Raw genomic sequence first — 19,129 nt, forward strand, 5'->3', positions numbered from 1 at the left:
TTCAGGCGCCAAAACGAGGGGAAATCCGCCGTCCCTTGACTTGCGGGCGATTCGTCGATCCGCTGGAATGGCCTCGTGTTCCTGCCGAAGCTCAATGCCTTGTCCGCCCTTTGTGCCCTCGGCCTGTTCTTCCTGCCTTGGCTCGATCTCCGCTGCAGCGGCCGTCCGGTGCTCACGCAGACCGGTTTCCAGACCATCACCGGCAGCTACAAGCGCTCGGCGGACTTCGAAATCGGATCGCGTCATCAGATCGAGCGCCAGCTCGATCCCGACCGTCCGCCCCGCGCGCTGCTGGTCGCCGGCGCCTTGGCTGCCACGATCCTGGCCCTCCTGTTGGCCTTCGGAGGGATGATCTACGGTGCGCCGGACGGCGGTGCCCTGCGTTCCGGCCTGCTCGCAGCGCTCGCCCTGGTGCTGCTGGTGATGCAGGACTCACGCGGCTTTCCGCTCGATGAGGAAACCCGCGCCGACCGCAACCCCCATGAAATGGCCGCCCGCGCCTTGGTCGGCGGCACCCTCGACGTCCGCCGGACGCTCTGGTTTCACGCCACCTTGGGCACGCTGGGATTTTCAACGCTGATCGGACTGAACGCCTTGGTTGATCGCTCGCGAAGGAAACGCTGACCCTGTGGGATCAGCGCATCCTCGAGCTGTTTCACCGGGTGGGGCGAACCCGGTCGGTCAAGGCCCCTCGCGGCGCTCCATGGCGTCCAGTTCGGCCGGCCGTTGGGGCGGAGTGGCGGGCGGATGTTCGATGTCGTCCAGATTTTCCTCGGCGTGAGGAGAATCCTTGGCGCGGTCTTCCTCCTCGCTCTCGACCGTTTCACGCAGGTCGTTTTCAGCGGAATTGACGCCGCCTTCGACAAGCTCCTCGACCAAGCGGTCCTCGCCGGGTTCGGGAAGCTTGGCGCTGGTGTCGCCGGACGGGACGGAAGAATGGGGATCCAATGGCATCATGATTTCGTGGATTTAGGTTCGGCACAGGGTCTCGCAGAACCTGTTCCAACGAAGGCGCGCCTTCATCATCCGTTGATGATCTCCCCGCCGTTCGGATGGATCACCTGGCCGGTCACGTAGTTGGCCGAGGAGCTGGCGAGGAATACATAGCACTCCGCGCATTCCCAAGGCTGCCCCGCCCGGCCGAGGGGCGTGGAGGTGCCGAAGCTCTCGACCTTTTCCGCCGGGAAGGTGGCCGGGATGAGCGGCGTCCAGACCGGGCCGGGGGCCACCGCGTTGACCCGGATCCCCTTCGGTGCCAGCTGCGCGGAAAGCGAGCGCGTGAAGCTGACGATCGCTCCCTTGGTCGCCGAGTAGTCGACGAGACCGGCGCTGCCGCGGTAGGCCGTGACCGAAGTGGTGCTGATGATCGAGGAGCCGGGTTCCTTCTCCAGATGTGGCAGCGCGGCGCTGGTCAGATAAAAGAGCGGGAACACGTTGGTCCGGAAGGTCCCCTCCAGCTGCTCCTCGCTGATGTCGAGAATCGAGTCCGCCCGATGCTGTTCCGCGGCGTTGTTGACCACGATGTCCAGCCCGCCGAGTTCCTCCACCGCCGTCTCCACCGCCTTGCGGCAGGCATCCTGCGAGCGCACGTCGCACCGGTGACTCACTGCCTTGCGGCCCTTTTCCCGCACCTCGCGGCAGGTTTGCTCGGCATCGGCATCTTCTTCCAGATAAACGATCATCACATCCGCCCCTTCCCGGGCAAAGGCCAGCGCGATCGCCCGCCCGATGCCGGAATCGCCGCCGGTGATCAGGGCACGTTTGCCTGCCAGGCGGCCGGACCCCTGGATCTCGGCATTCTCCGAGACCGGCCGCGGCCGCATCGATTCACGTCGCCCCGGTTGGTGCGATTGAGTCTGGCGAGGCGGAGCGGAGGGGGTCGGCGCGGAAGTGGATGAGTTGACCATGATCGGCCGCCTCGCAGACGGGGCACCACCCGCGGCGCGGAATTTTCCCCCGCCATCTCAAGGCTGGAGGCGGACGGTCGTGAAGCCCCAGCGCGCGACCGGGCGATCTGCCTTCATCCACCATGCTTTCTGCCCGCTTCCGCGTCACGAAAGGCCGCAGCAATGCCGGGTCGGCCGACCCCGTGCCATGTCATCAGCGCCGCGGTGGTGCCATGGGGGTAATTGAAGAAGTTCGCCACCGAGCTGGCGCGCACGAACCCCTTCGCCCGACATTTCAGGGACAGGACCCCGGATACCACCAAAAGCAGGCCGAAGATCCATCCATACATCATCTGAAACGTCACAAAACCCGCCACCAGACTGGAAAAGGCTCCCTGGCCGGAAAACCTCTCAACCACATCGACCGGGTTGGCCAGGCCCGCCGCACCGATCGCGGTCACCCTCCACCAACCCAGGCCGGAGAAGACCAAGCTCAGCAGTCCGGCTCCGATCTGGAGCAGTCCGACGAAATAGAGATATCCCTCGCCGCGGCGGAAGGGATCGGCAGTCATGGAGGCGGTGGTTCGGTTCATCTTTTTTACGATGGGGTTGCCACCACGCTTCACTTCGATTCCGAAAAACGCAAATCCTCTCGATCTATCTGGTTGATTCATGCATATGGCACGAAACCGCGCACGAACCATGCAATTGTCAGCCCGGCAAGGCGACGACACCGGATCCAGCGCCTGAAATTCAATGCCCGGCGGGTGGTGCATCGCCTGCTCGGAAGACCTGATCCGGAGCCGGCATGTCGAGATGCCCGATGGCTCGAACCCGATCTCCAAGATGCTACGTTTTCTCCCCTGGCGCCTCCTTTTGAAATATGCCGCCCGCCGGTATGGCATGCTCGATCCCCTCACCTTGATGGCGCGCCTGCGCAGCTTCGCCCAGCCTTCAGAAGTGGCCGAGCCCATCGAGCTGCTGCGCGCCGGGATGGTCTTTCATGCCCGCGGCCTGGTGAATGCCAAGGCAATCCAGCACAACCTCGACTGGGTCTGGCCGTTCTGGGTCGAGCGCCAGTTCAATCCTTCGGATCCGTCCTTCGTCCCCCGGGCCTTTTCCTTCAGCCACATCAACCTCACCCACCGCAACTGGACCGCGCTCGGCACTCCGGACCTTCCCCTCTACCCTCTGGTCGATCCCCGGGGACTGGTCACCCCGCTTTACGACGGGTGGTCGATCGATTTCTGGATCCTTCCCGATGAGGGCCCGCGGCTCCTGCCGAGCAAGCTTTCCGAGGATCAAGTCCAGCAACAGCTTCAGCTCGATCCCGACCTGGCCGTCCACACCCACTGCCAACGCGGCGGGCTACGTCTTTCCCAGACCGCACGTCTGGTCGATGCCGGGGACGGCCTTCCCGAACTCAAGCTCACCGCCGCGGCCGCGGCCGAGATGCCCGGCTGGCTGGCGGTCGCCATCCGCCCCTACAACCCGGAAGGCATCCAGTTCGTCCATGAAATCGCCGTTCAGCCTGACCGTCGCCGGGTCCGGGTGAACGACGAGGCGACGCTTGCCTTTGACCGCGAACCCGACGCCATCCGCATGGCGCGCTACGAGGAGGGCGACGTTTCCCTCCACCTCAAGCGCGAGGCGCGCGGCACCGGGATCGACTGCGAGGTCGGCCTCGCCACCCTCGCCGCCCTGTTCCGGATCGAGCCCGGCCAGCCGACTTCCGTCGATCTGCGCGTCGACCTTCCCCCGGGAAAAGCCAGCCCGCCACCGGCCGCGCCGATCGCCACCCGCTGGGAACGCGCGCTGGCCCCGACCGCGCGCCTCCGCATCCCCGACGAGCGCATGCGGTTTCTCTACGATGCCGCCGTGCGCACGTTGCTGATGCTTTCGGCCGACGACTATTTTCCCGGCCCCTACACCTACCGCCGTTTCTGGTTCCGCGACGCCTGCCTGATGCTCCAGCCGCTGCTGGCGATCGGTCTGGACGACCGCGCCGAGCGGATCCTGTCCGGCTTCCCATCGCGCCAAACGCTCGGCGGCTACTTTTCCTCCCAGGAGGGCGAGTGGGACTCCAACGGTCAGGTGCTGTGGATCTCGGCGCTGTTCCAACGCTTCAGCGGACGCCGCGTGCCGGCCGATCTGAATCGCGCGCTGCGCAAGGCGGTCGACTGGCTGCGTCAGAAACGTCTGCCCGCCACCGCCACGCGCGGCACCGCCGGCCTGCTGCCGGCCGGTTTCAGCGCCGAGCACCTGGGGCCGAACGACTTTTATTACTGGGACGACTTCTGGGCCCTCGGCGGGCTCCGCGCGATGGCCGCCGAGTGGCGCCGCAGCGGTGAAACGGAGGCCGCCGACGAGGCCGCGGAGCTGGCCGACGAGTTCGAGGCCGACCTCCGCGACAGCATCGCCACCATCCCCGACAGCCGCTCGCTCGGCGGCATTCCGGCCGCGCCGGGGCGCCGCATGGACGCGGGTGCGGTCGGCTCGATGGTCGCCGACTATCCCCTGCGGCTTCACCCGCCCGGCGATCCGAAAATCATGCGCACGCTCGAGTTCCTGCTCGAGCGCTCGTTCCACCGCGGCGGGTTTTTTCAGGACATGATCCACTCCGGCATCAATGCCTACCTCACGCTCGATCTCGCCCAGACGCTGCTCCGCGCCGGAGATCCGCGCTTCGCGGAGCTGGTGCGCACCGTCGCCGATCTGGCCAGCCCGACCGGCCAGTGGCCCGAGGCGATCCACCCGAACACGCTCGGCGGCTGCATGGGCGATGGCCAGCATGGTTGGGCCGCCGCCGAGTGGATCATGATGATGCGCAACTGCTTCGTGCGGGAGGAGGACGAGGCGCTGGTCATCGGCGCCGGGCTGCTGCCGGAGTGGCTGGAAAACGAAGCGCCGCTGGAGTTCGGCCCGACCTCGACGCCGTGGGGAAAGATCACGGTCCGGCTCGCCGACGGAAAGCTGCGGATCGAGGGCGCCTGGCGCGACGAGCCGCCTGCGCTACAGGTCCGCGTTCCCGGATTCCAGCCACTCGACCTCGTGGCCGGGACCGACCCCATCGAGCTCACCCCCGCATGAACCTCGCTCTTTTCACCAACACCTACGCGCCCTTCATCGGCGGGGTCGCCCGCTCGGTGCAGACGTTGGAAAACGAATGCCGCACCCGTGGCCACGAGGTGGCCGTGGTCGCGCCCGAGTTCGATGGCGCCGCGCCCGCCGGCCACGTCCTGCGGGTGCCCGCGATCCAGGATTTCAACGGCAGCGGCTTCTGCGTCCGCATCCCGCTGCCGAACCTGGTGCGGGACTTCATTGATGACTTCTGCCCCGACCTCATCCACAGCCACCACCCGTTCCTGCTCGGCGATGCCGCGTTGCGTGAGGCCTGGAAAATGCGCGTGCCGCTGGTTTTCACCCACCACACACTCTACGAGCAATACACCCACTACCTGCCGCTCGACTCCCCCGCCCTGCGGCGCGCCGCCATCCAGCTCGATACCGAATACTGCAACCTCTGCGACCGCATCATCGCGCCCAGCGGCAGCGTCCGGGAGCTGCTGGTCAGCCGCGGGGTCGAGACGCCCGTCGAGGTCATCCCCACCGGCATCTGCCTTGACGACTTCGCCTCCGGCGATCGGGCTCGCGGTCGCGAAAAACACGGCATCCCCGCCGACGCCAAGGTGGTGGGTCACGTCGGACGCCTGGCCAACGAAAAGAACCTCCCCTTTCTCGCCGAGGCGGTGATCGACGCGCTGCGTCAGCGCGACGACGCCGTGTTCCTGCTGGTCGGTGATGGCGACGCGCGCGAGGCCGTGGAAACGACCCTGCGCGACGCGCTCGGCGAGCGGGTGTTCGTGGTCGGCGGCCAATCGGGCCAGGATTTGTTCGATGCCTACGCGGCGATGGACCTGTTCGCGTTCAGCTCGCAGTCGGAGACCCAGGGCATGGTCCTCGCCGAGGCCATGGCCGCCGGCCTGCCGGTGGTCGCGCTCGATGGACCGGGCGTGCGCGACATCGTGGTCGATGGCAAAAACGGTCGCCTGCTCGACGCCGCTGCCGGCAGCTCCGAACTCGCGCTGGCGGTCACCGATTTCCTCGACGATCCCGGCCTCCCGACCGCCTGGCGTGAGGCGGCCTTGGCACGCGCCGAGGACTTCGGCACCGAGGCCTGCGTCGAGGAAATGCTGGCCTGCTACGGCCGCGCGATCGCCGACTATGAACATCGTAGATCGGAGGATCTCGGCGTGTTCCAGCGCCTGCTCGACGGGGCCGAGGCGGAGTGGGACCTGATGTCCGCCAAGCTCGCCGCCGCGGCGGCCGCCGCCGTTTCCCCGCTGGTTCCGGAGACCTGACATGATCAGCCGCGTCCATGTCCGCCTGCGCTGGCTCCGCCGCAAGCTGAGCCGCACGCATCTCGCCGCCCGCTTCCTCGGTGTCACGCCGCCGCCCGGCGACAGCGAGCAGGGCGGGCTGATCCTGATCCAGCTCGACGGCCTTTCGCGCGAACAGTTCGATCACGCGCTCCGAAGCCGCAAGCTGCCCTTCCTTTCCCGGATGATCCGCAAGGGCCACTTCAAGGCCGAGGACTTCTACTCCGGCATTCCCTCGACCACGCCCGCGGTCCAAGCCGAGCTGTTCTACCACCGCCGCACCGCGGTGCCCGCCTTCCAGTTTCTCCACCGCGAGACGCGCCAAATCTTCAAGATGTACGAGGCCGAGTCGTCGCGGATCATGGAGGAAAAGATCGCCGCGGAGTCGCCCGAGCCGCTGCTCCGGGGCGCGCACTCGTACTCGAACATCTACCTCGCGGGCGCCACCGAGTCCCGCTACTGCGCGCAGGACTTGTCGGTGGACACCCTCATCCAGCGGCTGCATCCGCTGAAGACCGTCATCCTGTGCCTCGCCCACATCGTGCGCCTCATCCGCATGCTGGGACTGGCGCTGCTGGAGGTCGGCTTCGCCTTGTTCGACCTGGTGAAGGGACTCTACGAAAAACGGGATTTCTGGAAGGAGCTGTCGTTCGTGCCCGCGCGGATCACCATCTGCATCCTGGTGCGGGAGGCCATCCGCTTCCGTGCCTTGCTCGACCTCGAACGCGGCGTGCGCGTGATCCACGCCAACTTTCTCGGCTACGACGAGCAGGCGCACCGCCGCGGGCCGACCTCGATGTTCGCGCACTGGACGCTCAAGGGCATCGACCGCGCGATCCGTGACATCCAGCGCGCCGCCGTGCGCTCGCCGTATCGCGAATACGAGATGATCGTTTACTCCGACCACGGCCAGGAAGAGACCGAGCCGTACGAGCGGCGTTTCCAGCGGCCGGTGGAAGAGGCGATCGCCGAGGTCTTCGCCTCCGGCCCGGCGGCCGGGCACGCGTTATGGTCGAGCCGCACCGCCGCGCCACTCGGTGGCACGCTCGGGCGCTGGCTGAGCCTGTTGAAGCTCGAAACGCCGGCCACCCAGAAGGCCGACGCCGACCAGATCGTGCTCACCGCCATGGGTCCATTGGGGCACCTCTACCTGCCGCACCCACTCGATGAAACGGCGATCCGCCGGTATGCGCGCGAGTTGGTCGCAAAGGCCGGCATCCCGCTGGTGCTGCTGCCCGCCCGCGGGGGCGAGGCCGCCGCCTTCAATGCCCGCGGCGGGTGGGTGCTGCCGCGGGACTTCGAGGAAGTGGTCGGGCCGCACCATCGCTTTGCCAGCGAAGTGGCGGAGGACCTCGTCGCGCTCGCCGGTCATCCGGATGCCGGCGACTTCATCCTCAGCGCCTGGTCGCCCACGGGAAAACCCCTGACCTTTCCGCTGGAAAACGGCGCCCACGCCGGCCCGGGCTACCAGGAAACGCGCGGCTTCGTGCTGCTGCCCGAGCGCATCGACCGCTGGCACCACGAGCGGGATCCGGAAAACGATCGCCCGATCCGCGGCGCGACGCTGCACCGCATCGTCCGACATTTTCTCGACGAGGATCCGGTGCTCGCCGGCACCATGAGGACCGGCGAAGCGAGCGCTCCAGCGACGCTGCGGGTCGCCACCTACAATGTGCATAGCTGCGTGGGCCTCGATGGCCGCGTGCGGCCCGACCGCATCGCGCGCATCATCAACAGCCTGGCGCCCGACCTGATCGGGCTACAGGAAATCGACGTCCACCGGCCGCGCAGCGGCGGACTCGACCAAGCGCACGAGATCGCCCGCCGGCTCGACATGGAGCACGTCTTCCACTCGATGCTCGAGGAGCACGACGAGCGCTACGGCATCGCCATCCTGTCGCGCCACCCCTTCGAGCTAGTGAAAAAAGGCCTGCTCACCCCGCCCTCGAAACGCCCTTGGCGCGAAGCCCGCGGGGCGATCTGGATCAAGGTGCGGGTGCCGGATTTTCCGCAGCCGATCCACTTCGTGGTCACCCATTTCGGCCTCGGCCGCGACGAGCGGAAACGCCAGGCGGAGATCCTGCTCGGGCCGGAGTGGCTGGGCGGCATCCCGGCCGACGAGCCGGTGATCCTCGGCGGTGATTTCAATTCCGGCCGCCGGTCGGTGGTGTGGCAGCGCCTCGCCGGATCGCTGGCCGAGGCGCAGGCACAGTTCGCCGGGCAGCGTCCGCGATCGACCTTTCCCTCGATGAAACCGCTGGTTGGGCTCGACCACGTGTTCCTGAGCCCCCATTTCAGGGTCCGCGAGGTGCTGGTCCCGGACAGCCCGATGACCGTGCGGGCGTCCGACCATCTGCCGCTGCTGGTCGAACTCACCCCGCCCACCGACAAGGCCTGATGCTCCGATTTCTCAAACAACATCCCGGAAAAGCCGCCACCGCGTTGGTCATCCTGATCGCCGCGGCCGCTCTGTTGTGGGCGTTCCGCGATCGGTTGGATGCCGATCGGTGGATCGACTTCGGCAACACGCTGCCGATCCCCGTGCTCATCCTCGCCTTCCTGGTCCTGCCGCTGCTCGGCGTGCCCATTACGATCTTCCTCGTACTTGCCGGGATGCGCTTCGGCGTGGTCAACGGCATGCTGATCTCCACCGCCTGCATTTTTTTCCACAACGTGGCGGCCTACAAGCTGACCCACGGCATTTTCCGCCGCCGCCTGCGCGCTTGGCTGGAGAGCCGCGGCCGCTCGATTCCGCCGATCAGGAAGGAGCGGCAGGTGCTTTACACCGGACTGTTCGCCGCGGTCTCGGGGCCGCCGTATGCCTTCAAGCTCTACCTCTCGGCCCTCGCCGACATTCCCTTCCGCGTCTACCTGTGGGTCGGCGCGCCGATCTATGCCGTGTTCAGCCTGATCCCCGTGGCCACCGGTGCCGCCGCCTCAAGCATCAAGCCCGTATGGATCGTGGCCGTGCTGGCCGGGGCGTTCCTGCTGACCCTCGGCCTGCGCTGGGCGGTCAACCGCTTCCAGCGCCGGGTGGCCCGTGCTCCGAAGGCCTAACGGTTTTTCATCCGCTTCTTCAGAGCCGGCAGCTTGTCCAGCCAGCGGCGCGACCAGTCGAACTCCAGCGCCAGGATTGCGAGGCCGGCCGGGATGACGATCAGTGCCGGTCCGGGCAGAAAAATCAGCGCCACGCCGACCAGCAGGACGAGGCCGCCCGCCACGGACACCGCCACCCGCCGGACCTGGGTCATGGCGGTGCGGGTGCCGGCGTCGGGCGGCTTCGCATCCTGCGGCGGACCGTCATTCATGGGACTGGATCCAGGTCAGCGCGGACAGCCGGTCTGAGATGGGGAAATAGCGGATCTCGGCACTGGTGAAGGGCTTCATCAGGCCGCTCATCCACTTCTCCCACTTCTTGTCGCCCACGATGGCGATCTTCGACAGGTCGTTGGCGTGGCGGACATCGAAGCCGACGTCCTTGCCGAAGCCCTCGATCGTCCAGCCGTCGCAGTCGATCATTTCCCAGAACACCCGGATCTTGCCGTGGTGCTCGATGTGACTTTCGAGGGTGGGGATGATCGACTCGTAGTCGGTGGCATCCAGCTTGCCGCTGAGCCGCAGGGCAACGACGTCGTCGCGGGTTTCAGGTAGGATTTGGTGCATCTTCGTTCGGGGGTTCGGATTTCAAAGTCGGCCCTCTTCCAGATCGTAGACGTCGAACCAGACATAGACCGGCCGATGTTTCGGCACGCATTCCTCGATGTAGCCTTCGAGGAATTCCTGCAGCCCGTCGTCCATCTCGCTGATCCGGAGATAGCGCAAATGATTGTTCCACTTGATGACTTCGATCGGCTCCTTTTGCTTCGCATTGTCCCGTACCCAGGCGTCCATCTCGTCGTCGGTGGCTCCGGTCTCGACCTGCTTGCGGAAAGCGTCGGCATCGATCCCGCTGAACTCGAGGAACATCTGGTCCAGCGGGCAATTGTAATGGTATTCGCCCTCGGTCCCGGCGCACACGGCGCGGCACTTGTCGAGGGTCCGGCAGGCCAGCACGTAGCCGCCCAGCGTTTCCCGAGGGCTGCGGGGGAAGTCTTTCGTGAGGTCGCGGGCCAGCAATTTGAGTGAGTCGTTCACGGCGATCAGTTGTTGAGTGTCACGTTCACCTCGATGTTCTTGAAGCCGGGCTCGAGCAGCTTGTAGATGGGGCAACCCTGCTGGGTTTCCTCGACCGCCTTGCGGAATTCCTCCTCGCTGTGCCCCTCGACCATGCCCGCCACGTCGAGCTGGAGGGTGTCGACCACCGGTCCGTCGTCGGTCAGGCTCAGGGTCACCCCGGCCGTGACCACCAGTTGCTCGGCGATCATGTCGTGTTTCCCCAGCGTGGCGCTCAGGGCCATGCTGAAACAGGAAGCGAGCCCGGCGGCGATCAACTCCTCCGGATTGGTGTGCACGTGGTCGCCCTGACTGGTGCGCTTGCTGAAGGAAAATTCCTGCTTCACCAGCACCTGGCTGTCGGTGGTGACGAGTCCATGACCCTGTTCAAGATTCCCCTTCCAGTCGGCTTCCGCTTTTCGAGTGATGGTTTTCATAGGCTATTCGAGATATTCGTTTGGCGGGCGGAAAACAGCCGCCCGAGGGTCCACCCTAGGACCGATGTGCTTGATGAAAAGGGGAGACTTCGTTGGGTCTTATTTCGAGGCCTCGCCCTCGTCGTGGACGATCCAGCCCCGGAGCCAACGCCAATCCCAAGCAGCCGGCCATCGGATGCCGCCGCGCTCATGACTTCGTCAGTTCCGAGTGGAGCTTGAGGACTCGGTCGCCGTCGTCCTGCTCGATAAGATAGGCGGGGTTGTCACCGCTGCCCTTGCGGGTGATTTCCTCGCCCTTAAGGGTGCGGGTGACCTTTTTGTGAAAGACTTCGCGGACCTTTCCTTCGGCGCTGCCGTTCCCCCAGTTCCAACTGACCTTCGAGTTCGTGGCGTAGGATTTCATGCCCGCCTGCACCGCACCTCATGTGCCATCCGTCTTTTTGCCGGAATCCCCGCCATCCGCGATGCCCGGGAACCGGAAAGGATGACGGCTTGCAAGCTCGGCCGCTCAACTTGCACGCCCGCTCAGGGGGACTCGAGGCGGTAGAACCCTTGGGTCGCGGACGGCCGGTCGAGGATCAGGAAAAGGCAGGGATCCTGAGTGCTGAAGGTCCTGACCGGGGCCGGTCCGAAGCCGAGGCCGGAGTCCTGTTTCACCTGGATCGGCACTCCGGTCGGCGGTTCCGCGGCGAACACCCACGCCTGCGAACCATCGAGTCCGACCAGCTGGCTGCGGAAGCGCTGCGGCGAACCGCCTGCGAAGACATCATCGAAAACCCGACCGGCCAGATGGGCGTGGACCTTGGTGGTCGGTGCGATTTCATCCCAGAAAAGATAAGTCGAGCCGGGGTTTCCGAAGTAGTCGCGGTAGGGCGTGGGGCCGGTGTCGAGATGATAGCTGTCGAGATCCGTGAAGCCGAAGCCCGCGGGGTTGGCGCTCAGCTCGGAGAGGTAGTCGTTGGGATCCACCAGCGATGTCCGCATGCCGGGAAAAAGCCCGCCGAACCAGTTCTGCCGGTAGGCATCCAGGTCCGGTTCAAGGTCGAGCACCAACTGCTGCAAGGCCGCCAGGGAAGCTGGGGGAAGCAGCTGTTTCACAAAGGGAGCGATCGTGACATCGGCCGTGCTGAGCATCAGGTAATCGCGCAGGCCCAGCGTGTAGGCCAGCTCGGCCATGCGGACGATCTCCTCCTGCGCGGCGACGCCCAGGGCGTTGAAGAAGCCCTCGTCCTCGCCCGCGAAGAGGATCACGACCACCGCCGAAAACACGGCCGACTGGGACCAGTAGATCCCGAGCGAGCGGTCGTAAGCGTAGTCCGCGATTTCCGGGTAGGACGGCATCACGATCCCGCCGAAGGCCGAGAAGTTCAGCTTCGGATCGTAATCCATGTGCAGCAGCCATGACAGATATTCGACCCACACCGGACCGTTGGTGACTCCTCCATTGAAATACTTGTCGGGGTCGGCGCCCGGGTTTTCCGTGGCGGAAAGACTGTCGCCGAACACCACCGGATGGGCGTAGCCGCCCCTCCGCACCGGCGGCGGAGTGGGGCCGGGTGCCACACCCTCGGCGCGCGCCCAGCCGAAGCCGAGGATATCGGTATAGGTCGGCCCGCCACCGGGGACGGTGCGCTTGACCCCGAACTTGGCGCTGATCAGGCGGAACGATCCGGTTCCGAGATCCTGCGTCAGGTCGTCGGTCGCCGGGGGCATGCCGGGCTTCTGCAGCCACTCCAGCTCCAGCACGTAGGTTTCGGACGAACCGGCGGCGGTGAGGTCCAGGGCGACCTCCACCGACGGTTCATTGAGCGGCTGGTCGGTACGGATGAAAAGTGTGTGCGTGCCGGCGGTGGCGTTCAGCGTGTAAGACGTCGATGGCACACTGAAGGTCACCGAGGAAACGCAGTCGGCATAGCGACCCTCGTATTCCGCGTTGAGTCCGTCGGGAACGGAGTCGTCGAGTTCGAAGCTCACGTGGAAGGCCGCGCCGGTCGGAAAGTCGCCGCTGGCATCGGTCAGGTTGAGCAGCTTGCCATCGATCTCCACCGTCCGGGCTCCAGCGATGGGGATGAGCGACAAGAGGGAAGTGGCGAGGAAAAGTCGGGGGATTTTCATCGAAACAACAAACGTCCGAGCCTAGCGAAAAGCCCGCCCGGCCTGAAGCCGCAATGTCTCGGAATTACGCGCGGAATTTTCCCGCTGGCACCCATGGCGATCCACCGGAGGGTATGGCATGCCACCGGTCCTCCGCCATTTCAGCGACGACGGCGAAACGCCCAACCATCCCCAGCTGCCGGTCGTCATCCAACATCTCGACGACCTGGGCGATCGATCCGATCCGGCCGGCTGGCTGGAGCAAACCTTCACCCGCCACGGTTGGACCGGGACCTGGAGGTGGGGCGTGTATCCCTTCCACCACTTCCACACCACCGATCACGAGGTGCTTGGCGTGTTCGCGGGAAACGCCACGCTGCAACTCGGTGGCAAACGGGGCGAGCGCTTCGAGGTGACGCGCGGTGACGTGATCGTGCTGCCCGCCGGCACCGGCCACAAGTGCCTTGAGGCCTCGCCGGACTTCCAGGTGGTCGGCGCGTACCCGCAGGGTGACTCGCCCGACCTCGTCCGCTCGGGCGAGGGGGACCTGGAGGCCGCCCGCGAGCGGATCCTGCAGGTCCCGCTGCCGGAGAACGATCCCGTCCACGGGGCCGACGGACCCTTGATCAGAGCCTGGACCGAGCCATGAACCGCGTCGCCCGCCGCTGCCGGATCGGCATCTCCGGCTGGACTTACCCCCCCTGGCGCGGAGGGTTTTATCCCGAAGACCTGCGCCACAAGGACGAGCTTCATTTCGCCTCACGGCAGGTGAACACCATCGAAATCAACGGCACCTTCTATTCGCTCCAACGGCCGGAAAGTTTCCGAAAATGGAGGGAGGAAACTCCGGACGACTTCGTGTTCTCCATCAAGGGCGGGCGTTTCATCACCCACATCAAGCGGCTCAAGGACGTCGCCACGCCCCTGGCCAACTTCTTCGCTTCAGGAGTGCTCGCGCTGGGAACCAAGCTCGGTCCCTTCCTTTGGCAGCTGCCGCCGAGCTTCCGCTACGATCGCGGGGTGCTCGACGAGTTCCTCGGGCAGCTCCCGCGCGATACCGGGGAAGCCTCGCGGCTCGCCCGCCGCCACGACGACAAGCTGACCGGCCGCAGCGTTCTCACGCCGGCGGCCGACATGCCGCTGCGCCACGCGCTGGAGATCCGCCACGAGTCCTTCGAGAACGAGGAGTTCATCGAACTACTGCGTTTCCACGAGGTCGCTCTGGTGATCGCCGACACCGCAGGCAAGTGGCCTTTCCTCGAGGACATCACCGCCCCTTTTCTCTATCTGCGGCTGCATGGCGACGAGGAGCTCTACGCCAGCGGCTACACCAGTGAGGCCCTGGAAGGCTGGGAGGCGAAAATCCGCAGCTGGACCCGCGGCTCGACTCCCCGGGGCTCGAAGTGCGTCGCCCCCCGCCTGCCGCCGCGAAAATCGGGCCGGGACGTCTACGTTTACTTCGACAATGACATCAAGGTGCATGCGCCCTTTGATGCGATGTCACTCGCCTCCCGCCTCGGGCTCCGAGCTCCGGAGGTTTCCCCGGACGACCTGCCCGGTGTGTGACGGGCCGCGCGGATTCCGCCCACGCGGGCGAGTTGGACGAACCGGAAATTCCGGCGATGGTATCGCATGCTTGGACTCAAGGCGAAGATCATCCTCAGCATCATCGTCTGCGAACTTCTCGGGGCGTGGAGCGGTTTCTCCACCGTGAGAACCATCGAAGGATGGTACGACCGGCTCATCCATCCGCCCGGGACGCCGCCGGACTGGGTCTTCGGGCCGGTGTGGATCGCGCTCTACGCCGCCATGGGGGCGGCCTTCGGGCTGGTCTGGGAGCGCGCCCCGGCGGGCATGAAGAAATGGCAGGCCATGGCCATGTTCGTGGTCCAGCTGCTGCTGAACCTCGTCTGGTCGCCGGTCTTCTTCGGCATGCGCCGCACCGAGATCGGGCTGGTGATCGTCGCCGCGCTGTTCATGGCTGTCTTCATCACGGTGCTCGCCTTTCACCCGCTGGAAAAGAAGGCCGCGTGGCTGCTGCTGCCCTATCTGGCGTGGACGGGCTACGCCGCCTACTTGAATGCCGGCATTCTGGTCCTCAACGGCTGACACGATTTCCCCCCTCCGGGTCGAAAGTTTTCCCCCGCCTCCGGGCTACAGGGGGAATGGTTTTCCGCTTTCTCACCGCCGCCCTCGCCGCGGCGGCCTCCTGCCACGCCGCCTCGGTCCAGCTCGGCGAGCTTGACCTCGCCTCGATGTCCACCGGCTGGGGCCAGCCGCAGGCCAACCGCTCCGTCGATGGCAACGCCCTGACCATCGGCGGTCGCCGCTTCGAGTCCGGTGTTGGATCGCACGCGACGAGCGTCTACCACGTCAAGGTCCACGGCCGCGCCAGCAGGATCACGGGCTTCGTCGGCGTCGATGACGAGGTCGGCCACCGCGGCAGCGTCCGCTTCCGCATCCTCGCCGGCAGCCGCAGCGCCTTCGATTCCGGCGTGCTTCGAGGGGGCGACGCGGCCAGGCCTTTCGAGGTCGACCTCACCGGAGTGGACGACCTTTTCCTGATGATCGACGACGCCGGCGACGGCAACACCTACGACCACGCCGACTGGGCCGAGGTGGCGATCGAATACATGGGCACCAAGCCTGCAGCCGCCGAGGTGCCGGAGGAAAAGCCCTACCTGCTGACGCCCAAGCCCGGCCCCGCCCCGCGCATCAACGGCGCCACCGTGTTCGGCGTGCGGCCGGGCAAGCCGTTTCTCTACCGCATCCCCGCGCAAGGCACACGGCCGATGCAATTCCGCGTCGAGGGCCTGCCGGACACGCTGCGGCTCGACACCGCCACCGGCATCCTCACGGGTCGCGCGCCGGCCGAGGCCGGCGACTATCCCCTCACCTTCCACGCGGAAAACGGCGCCGGTCAGGACCGCTTCGCCTTCACCTTGAAGGTCGGCGACACCCTGGCCCTCACGCCGCCGCTCGGCTGGAACGACTGGGCCACCAACTACACCGACATCTCACAGGACAAGATGGAGGCCGCCGCGCAGGCGATGATCGACAGCGGCATGGCCGACGTCGGCTTCTCCTACGTCTGCCTCGATGACGCCTTCACCCAGCGCAAGGGCGACGAGCCTTACCGCCACGAGAACGGCACGCCGGTGCTCAACGAGCGCTTCCGCGACCTCGGGGAAATGGCCGCCCGGATTCACTCGCTCGGCCTGCGCGCCGGGCTCTACAGCTCCCCCGGGCCGTGGACCTGCGGCCAGTATCTCGGCAGCTGGGAGCACGAGCGGACCGACGCGAAATTCTATGCCGACATGGGTTTCGACCTGCTGAAATACGACTGGTGCAGTTATGGCGACGTCGCCACCGGCGAGGGCCGCGAACGCTTCAGCCAGCCTTACGAGGTGATGGACCAGTGCCTCAACGACCAAGACCGCGACATCCTCCTCTACATGTGCCAGTATGGCATGGACAACGTGTGGGAGTGGGGAAAACAGGCCGGCGGCGAGCTGTGGCGCACCACCGGTGATATCAACATCAACTTCAGCTTCGCCAACGTCACCCGCCACGCCGGCGTATGCCTGGAGCACCGCCGGTTCACCGGCCCGGGCGGCTGGAACGACCCCGATTTCCTGATGGTCGGGTCCATCGGCCGCGAACAGGCCTACATCGACGGCTTCCACGACAAGAACGTCGAGATCCCGCTCATCCCCGTACCGCTGACTCCGAGCGAACAGTACAGCTGCGTCACCCTGTGGGCCATCCTGCCGGTGCCGATGATCTTCAGTGGCAGCATCACCCACCTCGACGAGTTCACCACCAACCTGCTGACCAATGCCGAGGTCATCGCGGTGAACCAGGACGCCCTCGGTGCCGCGGCCGAACCGGTGCGTCAGGACCTGCTGTCGTGGGTGCTGAAAAAACCGATGCAGGACGGCTCGACCGTCGTCGCCCTTCTCAATCTCCACAGCGTGGAGCAGCAGGTCACCGCCACCTGGGAAGAGCTCGGCCTCGACCGCCCGGCGCGGATCCGCGACCTCTGGCGCCAGAAGGATGGTGCCCCGGCCTCCGCGGGAGTCGCCGCCCGTCTGCCGCGCCACGGCGTGGCCTTGCTGCGCCTGTGGCCCGGCAAGAGCTGAGCCCTCTCCATCCGACGGTTCCGCCATCGCGGGATGGGGATGGGGGACCAAAACGTGCATCATTTCCCTACCCCCAGCGCGGCCGGCTTGCTTCGGCCGCGGCTTCCTTACCTGCCTGTCCGCACCATGAATCCGCTCATGCCCCGTACCCTCGCGTCCCTGCTGCTCGTCACGGCAGGCACCGTTTCGGCCGCCTCGAAAAACAAATCGATCTACCAGGATCCCGCGCGGCCGCTGGGTCTTTCCCCCGTGGCCAAGGTTTCGGCCGCAGGCTCCGACGCCGCCGCGGCTTCGTTCCAGCTCGAGACGCTGCCGGTGCTGCTCCAGTTCGTGAACACCAATCTCGGCGAGTCCCAGGCCCTGGCGGACATTTCCGCGGTGTCGCTGGATCCGCAATCGATCACCCTCAGCCAGGATGCCAGCGTGCGCGTCTACTTCGTGAGCGACGGCGCCGGTTACTCGAACACCCTCGGCTTCACCGCGGCCGATCTTTCCACCGGGGAAACAACGACCCAGCTGATCTTTCCGGACGCCTCCTCGGAAAACACCTACTACACCAATCTCAGCCGCCTCTCGAACTCCAACGCCCTCCGCGACAACGCCGCTCCGCTGGTCCCGGGCGACTTCGTCGATCTCGGAAAAGTCAGCACCTCGTCCGTGCTCGACTTCTTCCTGATCGCCGACGGCGCAAACGGTGGGACGCAAATCTATGGCACTGATGCCAGTGCCAATCCGGACCTGCTTTCCCACATCGTGGCCTTCGCCCTGGAGGACAGTCCCTTTCTCCTGATCGGCTTCGAGGACGTCTACGGCGGCGGCGATCTCGACTTCAACGACCTCGTCATCGCGGTCGACATCGGTGCTGCCAAGGTCGCCCACCTCGCCAATCCGGAACCCGCGACGTGGCTCATGATGGGCGCGCTGGCCGGAGCCGGCTGGTGGTTTCACCGCCGCCCGGGATCGACGGCTTCCCGCCGGGCCTGATCGACTCCCTCCAATTGGGGGTCGCGCGAAGGCGGTATGGTTTCTCTCCGTCCACTTGGGCAGAGTTCGCACCGATCGCCGCGGGGCCTCAGCCCGCCGGCCAACCATCACCCACCCTACCTCCCCCTGCATCCGATGAAATCCGCCACCCAACCTGACCACGCGCAGCTCGCCCTGGGAACCACTCCGGCCTGCCACCGCAGCCGTCGCCTCCGCGCCGCCTGGCTCGCCGTCCTTGCCGCGACCGTGCCGGCCGCCGAAGCCCAGACCCAGGCCAGCTATCAAGACCCCGCCCGCCCGTTCGGGCTGAGTCCCGTCGGCCCGGTCATGGCCGCCGGCTCCGATGAAACCTCCGCCTCGTTCCAACTGAACGACCTCCCGAACCTGCTCAAGTTCGTCAACACGAACCTCAGCGAGTCAAAGGCCCTCACCGACGTGTCCGCGGTGGCGCTCGATCCCCAGGCCCTGACGCTCGGCCAGGAGTCGACCGTCCGCGTTTACTTCCTCAGCGAAGGTGCCGGCTACCGCAACACCCTCGGCTACACCACCGAGAACATCACCAGCCACGACACCTCGGAGGCCCAGCTCATCTTCCCGGACGCCTCGTCGGACAACGTCTACTCCAGCAACCTCCATAAACTGACGTCGAAGTCCCTCCGCAACAACGACACCCCGCTCGTCCCCGGCGACTTCGTCGATCTCGGCACGATCGGCTCCGCGACGCTGATCGACTTCTTCCTCATCGCCGACGGCGCCAACTACGGCGGCAACATCTACGGGGCCGATAGTAGCTCGAACCCCGACCTCATCCAGCACGTGGTCGCCTTCGCCCTCGAGGGCAGCCCCTACCTGTTGATGGGCTTCGAGGACATGTACAACGGCGGCGACCTCGACTTCAACGACCTCGTCATCGCCATCGACATCGGCGCCGCCAACGTCGCCCGCCTCGCCAACCCCGAGCCCGCCTTCTGGCTCATGATGGCCGCCCTCGCTGGTGCCGGCTGGTGGTTCTACCGCCGCAACCCCACCCTTGGCTCCGCCACCGCCGCCTGATC

20 protein-coding genes are annotated in these 19,129 nt (G+C 66.1%); 11 read left to right on the forward strand and 9 right to left on the reverse strand.

Going from position 1 to position 19,129, the window contains the following annotated elements:
- Nucleotides 1–75 precede the first annotated feature (75 nt).
- Complete coding sequence (locus ABXH26_RS10805) at nt 76–624, forward strand: hypothetical protein (RefSeq protein WP_353567080.1); 549 nt, start codon at nt 76–78, stop codon at nt 622–624.
- Nucleotides 625–681: 57 nt separating this feature from the next.
- Here the strand turns inward: ABXH26_RS10805 and ABXH26_RS10810 are convergent, their stop codons facing one another.
- From ABXH26_RS10810 to ABXH26_RS10820, 3 genes are all read right to left on the reverse strand, one after another.
- Complete coding sequence (locus tag ABXH26_RS10810) at nt 682–957, reverse strand: hypothetical protein (protein ID WP_353567081.1); 276 nt, start codon at nt 955–957, stop codon at nt 682–684.
- Between the two features lie 65 nt (nt 958–1,022).
- Nucleotides 1,023–1,823, reverse strand: a complete 801-nt coding sequence (locus tag ABXH26_RS10815; protein ID WP_353567082.1) for a glucose 1-dehydrogenase — start codon at nt 1,821–1,823, stop codon at nt 1,023–1,025.
- A gap of 197 nt (nt 1,824–2,020) precedes the next feature.
- Nucleotides 2,021–2,560 carry a hypothetical protein gene (locus ABXH26_RS10820; protein WP_353567083.1) on the reverse strand — a complete coding sequence of 180 codons (540 nt, stop codon included), beginning with the start codon at nt 2,558–2,560 and terminating at the stop codon, nt 2,021–2,023.
- Nucleotides 2,561–2,642: 82 nt separating this feature from the next.
- Here ABXH26_RS10820 and ABXH26_RS10825 point away from each other — a divergent pair, with 82 nt between their 5' ends.
- The 4 genes from ABXH26_RS10825 to ABXH26_RS10840 are packed head-to-tail and all read left to right on the forward strand — an operon-like array spanning nt 2,643 to nt 9,322.
- Nucleotides 2,643–4,976 (forward strand): glycoside hydrolase family 15 protein, encoded by a 2,334-nt coding sequence (locus tag ABXH26_RS10825; protein WP_353567084.1) that lies wholly within the window; start codon nt 2,643–2,645, stop codon nt 4,974–4,976.
- Nucleotides 4,973–6,247 (forward strand): glycosyltransferase, encoded by a 1,275-nt coding sequence (locus ABXH26_RS10830; RefSeq protein WP_353567085.1) that lies wholly within the window; start codon nt 4,973–4,975, stop codon nt 6,245–6,247. Before ABXH26_RS10825 ends, ABXH26_RS10830 begins: the two co-directional genes overlap by 4 nt.
- 1 nt (nt 6,248) lies before the next feature.
- Nucleotides 6,249–8,663, forward strand: a complete 2,415-nt coding sequence (locus ABXH26_RS10835) for an endonuclease/exonuclease/phosphatase family protein (protein ID WP_353567086.1) — start codon at nt 6,249–6,251, stop codon at nt 8,661–8,663.
- Nucleotides 8,663–9,322 (forward strand): TVP38/TMEM64 family protein, encoded by a 660-nt coding sequence (locus ABXH26_RS10840; RefSeq protein WP_353567087.1) that lies wholly within the window; start codon nt 8,663–8,665, stop codon nt 9,320–9,322. The genes ABXH26_RS10835 and ABXH26_RS10840 overlap by 1 nt, the downstream gene beginning before the upstream one ends.
- Here the strand turns inward: ABXH26_RS10840 and ABXH26_RS10845 are convergent.
- From ABXH26_RS10845 to ABXH26_RS10870, 6 genes are all read right to left on the reverse strand, one after another.
- Complete coding sequence (locus ABXH26_RS10845; RefSeq protein WP_353567088.1) at nt 9,319–9,573, reverse strand: PGPGW domain-containing protein; 255 nt, start codon at nt 9,571–9,573, stop codon at nt 9,319–9,321. The two genes, ABXH26_RS10840 and ABXH26_RS10845, sit on opposite strands and share 4 nt — an antisense overlap.
- Nucleotides 9,566–9,928 (reverse strand): SpoIIAA family protein, encoded by a 363-nt coding sequence (locus tag ABXH26_RS10850; RefSeq protein WP_353567089.1) that lies wholly within the window; start codon nt 9,926–9,928, stop codon nt 9,566–9,568. Before ABXH26_RS10850 ends, ABXH26_RS10845 begins: the two co-directional genes overlap by 8 nt.
- Nucleotides 9,929–9,949: 21 nt before the next feature.
- Nucleotides 9,950–10,399 (reverse strand): DUF5069 domain-containing protein, encoded by a 450-nt coding sequence (locus ABXH26_RS10855; protein WP_353567090.1) that lies wholly within the window; start codon nt 10,397–10,399, stop codon nt 9,950–9,952.
- 5 nt (nt 10,400–10,404) lie between these two features.
- Nucleotides 10,405–10,854: an OsmC family peroxiredoxin gene (locus ABXH26_RS10860; RefSeq protein WP_353567091.1), complete on the reverse strand. Its 450-nt coding sequence runs from the start codon at nt 10,852–10,854 to the stop codon at nt 10,405–10,407.
- A gap of 187 nt (nt 10,855–11,041) precedes the next feature.
- Nucleotides 11,042–11,257: a hypervirulence associated TUDOR domain-containing protein gene (locus tag ABXH26_RS10865; protein WP_353567092.1), complete on the reverse strand. Its 216-nt coding sequence runs from the start codon at nt 11,255–11,257 to the stop codon at nt 11,042–11,044.
- A gap of 122 nt (nt 11,258–11,379) precedes the next feature.
- Nucleotides 11,380–12,969 (reverse strand): SGNH/GDSL hydrolase family protein, encoded by a 1,590-nt coding sequence (locus tag ABXH26_RS10870; RefSeq protein ID WP_353567093.1) that lies wholly within the window; start codon nt 12,967–12,969, stop codon nt 11,380–11,382.
- A gap of 118 nt (nt 12,970–13,087) precedes the next feature.
- Here ABXH26_RS10870 and ABXH26_RS10875 point away from each other — a divergent pair, with 118 nt between their 5' ends.
- The 6 genes from ABXH26_RS10875 to ABXH26_RS10900 all read left to right on the forward strand — a co-directional run bounded on the left by ABXH26_RS10875 (nt 13,088) and on the right by ABXH26_RS10900 (nt 19,127).
- A complete protein-coding gene (locus tag ABXH26_RS10875; RefSeq protein ID WP_353567094.1) occupies nt 13,088–13,597 on the forward strand; it encodes a hypothetical protein in 510 nt (169 codons plus the stop codon).
- Entirely contained in the window at nt 13,594–14,514 is a 921-nt protein-coding gene (locus ABXH26_RS10880; protein ID WP_353567095.1) for a DUF72 domain-containing protein, read from the forward strand. The genes ABXH26_RS10875 and ABXH26_RS10880 overlap by 4 nt, the downstream gene beginning before the upstream one ends.
- Before the next feature lie 66 nt (nt 14,515–14,580).
- Nucleotides 14,581–15,057: a TspO/MBR family protein gene (locus ABXH26_RS10885; protein ID WP_353567096.1), complete on the forward strand. Its 477-nt coding sequence runs from the start codon at nt 14,581–14,583 to the stop codon at nt 15,055–15,057.
- 56 nt (nt 15,058–15,113) lie between these two features.
- Nucleotides 15,114–17,090 carry an NPCBM/NEW2 domain-containing protein gene (locus tag ABXH26_RS10890; RefSeq protein WP_353567097.1) on the forward strand — a complete coding sequence of 659 codons (1,977 nt, stop codon included), beginning with the start codon at nt 15,114–15,116 and terminating at the stop codon, nt 17,088–17,090.
- A gap of 138 nt (nt 17,091–17,228) precedes the next feature.
- Nucleotides 17,229–18,074 carry a DUF4114 domain-containing protein gene (locus tag ABXH26_RS10895; protein WP_353567098.1) on the forward strand — a complete coding sequence of 282 codons (846 nt, stop codon included), beginning with the start codon at nt 17,229–17,231 and terminating at the stop codon, nt 18,072–18,074.
- A 135-nt stretch (nt 18,075–18,209) separates the two neighbouring features.
- The gene (locus ABXH26_RS10900; protein WP_353567099.1) at nt 18,210–19,127 is read left to right on the forward strand and encodes a DUF4114 domain-containing protein; all 918 of its coding nucleotides are present in this window, start codon (nt 18,210–18,212) and stop codon (nt 19,125–19,127) included.
- Nucleotides 19,128–19,129: the final 2 nt, after the last annotated feature.

It is taken from the genome of Haloferula sargassicola (assembly GCF_040362925.1).
Taxonomy (GTDB): Bacteria; Verrucomicrobiota; Verrucomicrobiia; order Verrucomicrobiales; family Akkermansiaceae; genus Haloferula; species Haloferula sargassicola.

Coding starts and splice junctions, on each gene's coding strand:
- ABXH26_RS10810 (WP_353567081.1), bottom strand. CDS start 957: ATGATGCCATTGGATCCCCATTCTTCCGTCCCGTCCGGCGACACCAGC.
- ABXH26_RS10815 (WP_353567082.1), bottom strand. CDS start 1,823: ATGCGGCCGCGGCCGGTCTCGGAGAATGCCGAGATCCAGGGGTCCGGC.
- ABXH26_RS10820 (WP_353567083.1), bottom strand. CDS start 2,560: ATGAATCAACCAGATAGATCGAGAGGATTTGCGTTTTTCGGAATCGAA.
- ABXH26_RS10825 (WP_353567084.1), top strand. CDS start 2,643: ATGCCCGGCGGGTGGTGCATCGCCTGCTCGGAAGACCTGATCCGGAGC.
- ABXH26_RS10830 (WP_353567085.1), top strand. CDS start 4,973: ATGAACCTCGCTCTTTTCACCAACACCTACGCGCCCTTCATCGGCGGG.
- ABXH26_RS10835 (WP_353567086.1), top strand. CDS start 6,249: ATGATCAGCCGCGTCCATGTCCGCCTGCGCTGGCTCCGCCGCAAGCTG.
- ABXH26_RS10840 (WP_353567087.1), top strand. CDS start 8,663: ATGCTCCGATTTCTCAAACAACATCCCGGAAAAGCCGCCACCGCGTTG.
- ABXH26_RS10845 (WP_353567088.1), bottom strand. CDS start 9,573: ATGAATGACGGTCCGCCGCAGGATGCGAAGCCGCCCGACGCCGGCACC.
- ABXH26_RS10850 (WP_353567089.1), bottom strand. CDS start 9,928: ATGCACCAAATCCTACCTGAAACCCGCGACGACGTCGTTGCCCTGCGG.
- ABXH26_RS10860 (WP_353567091.1), bottom strand. CDS start 10,854: ATGAAAACCATCACTCGAAAAGCGGAAGCCGACTGGAAGGGGAATCTT.
- ABXH26_RS10865 (WP_353567092.1), bottom strand. CDS start 11,257: ATGAAATCCTACGCCACGAACTCGAAGGTCAGTTGGAACTGGGGGAAC.
- ABXH26_RS10870 (WP_353567093.1), bottom strand. CDS start 12,969: ATGAAAATCCCCCGACTTTTCCTCGCCACTTCCCTCTTGTCGCTCATC.
- ABXH26_RS10875 (WP_353567094.1), top strand. CDS start 13,088: ATGCCACCGGTCCTCCGCCATTTCAGCGACGACGGCGAAACGCCCAAC.
- ABXH26_RS10880 (WP_353567095.1), top strand. CDS start 13,594: ATGAACCGCGTCGCCCGCCGCTGCCGGATCGGCATCTCCGGCTGGACT.
- ABXH26_RS10885 (WP_353567096.1), top strand. CDS start 14,581: ATGCTTGGACTCAAGGCGAAGATCATCCTCAGCATCATCGTCTGCGAA.
- ABXH26_RS10890 (WP_353567097.1), top strand. CDS start 15,114: ATGGTTTTCCGCTTTCTCACCGCCGCCCTCGCCGCGGCGGCCTCCTGC.
- ABXH26_RS10895 (WP_353567098.1), top strand. CDS start 17,229: ATGCCCCGTACCCTCGCGTCCCTGCTGCTCGTCACGGCAGGCACCGTT.
- ABXH26_RS10900 (WP_353567099.1), top strand. CDS start 18,210: ATGAAATCCGCCACCCAACCTGACCACGCGCAGCTCGCCCTGGGAACC.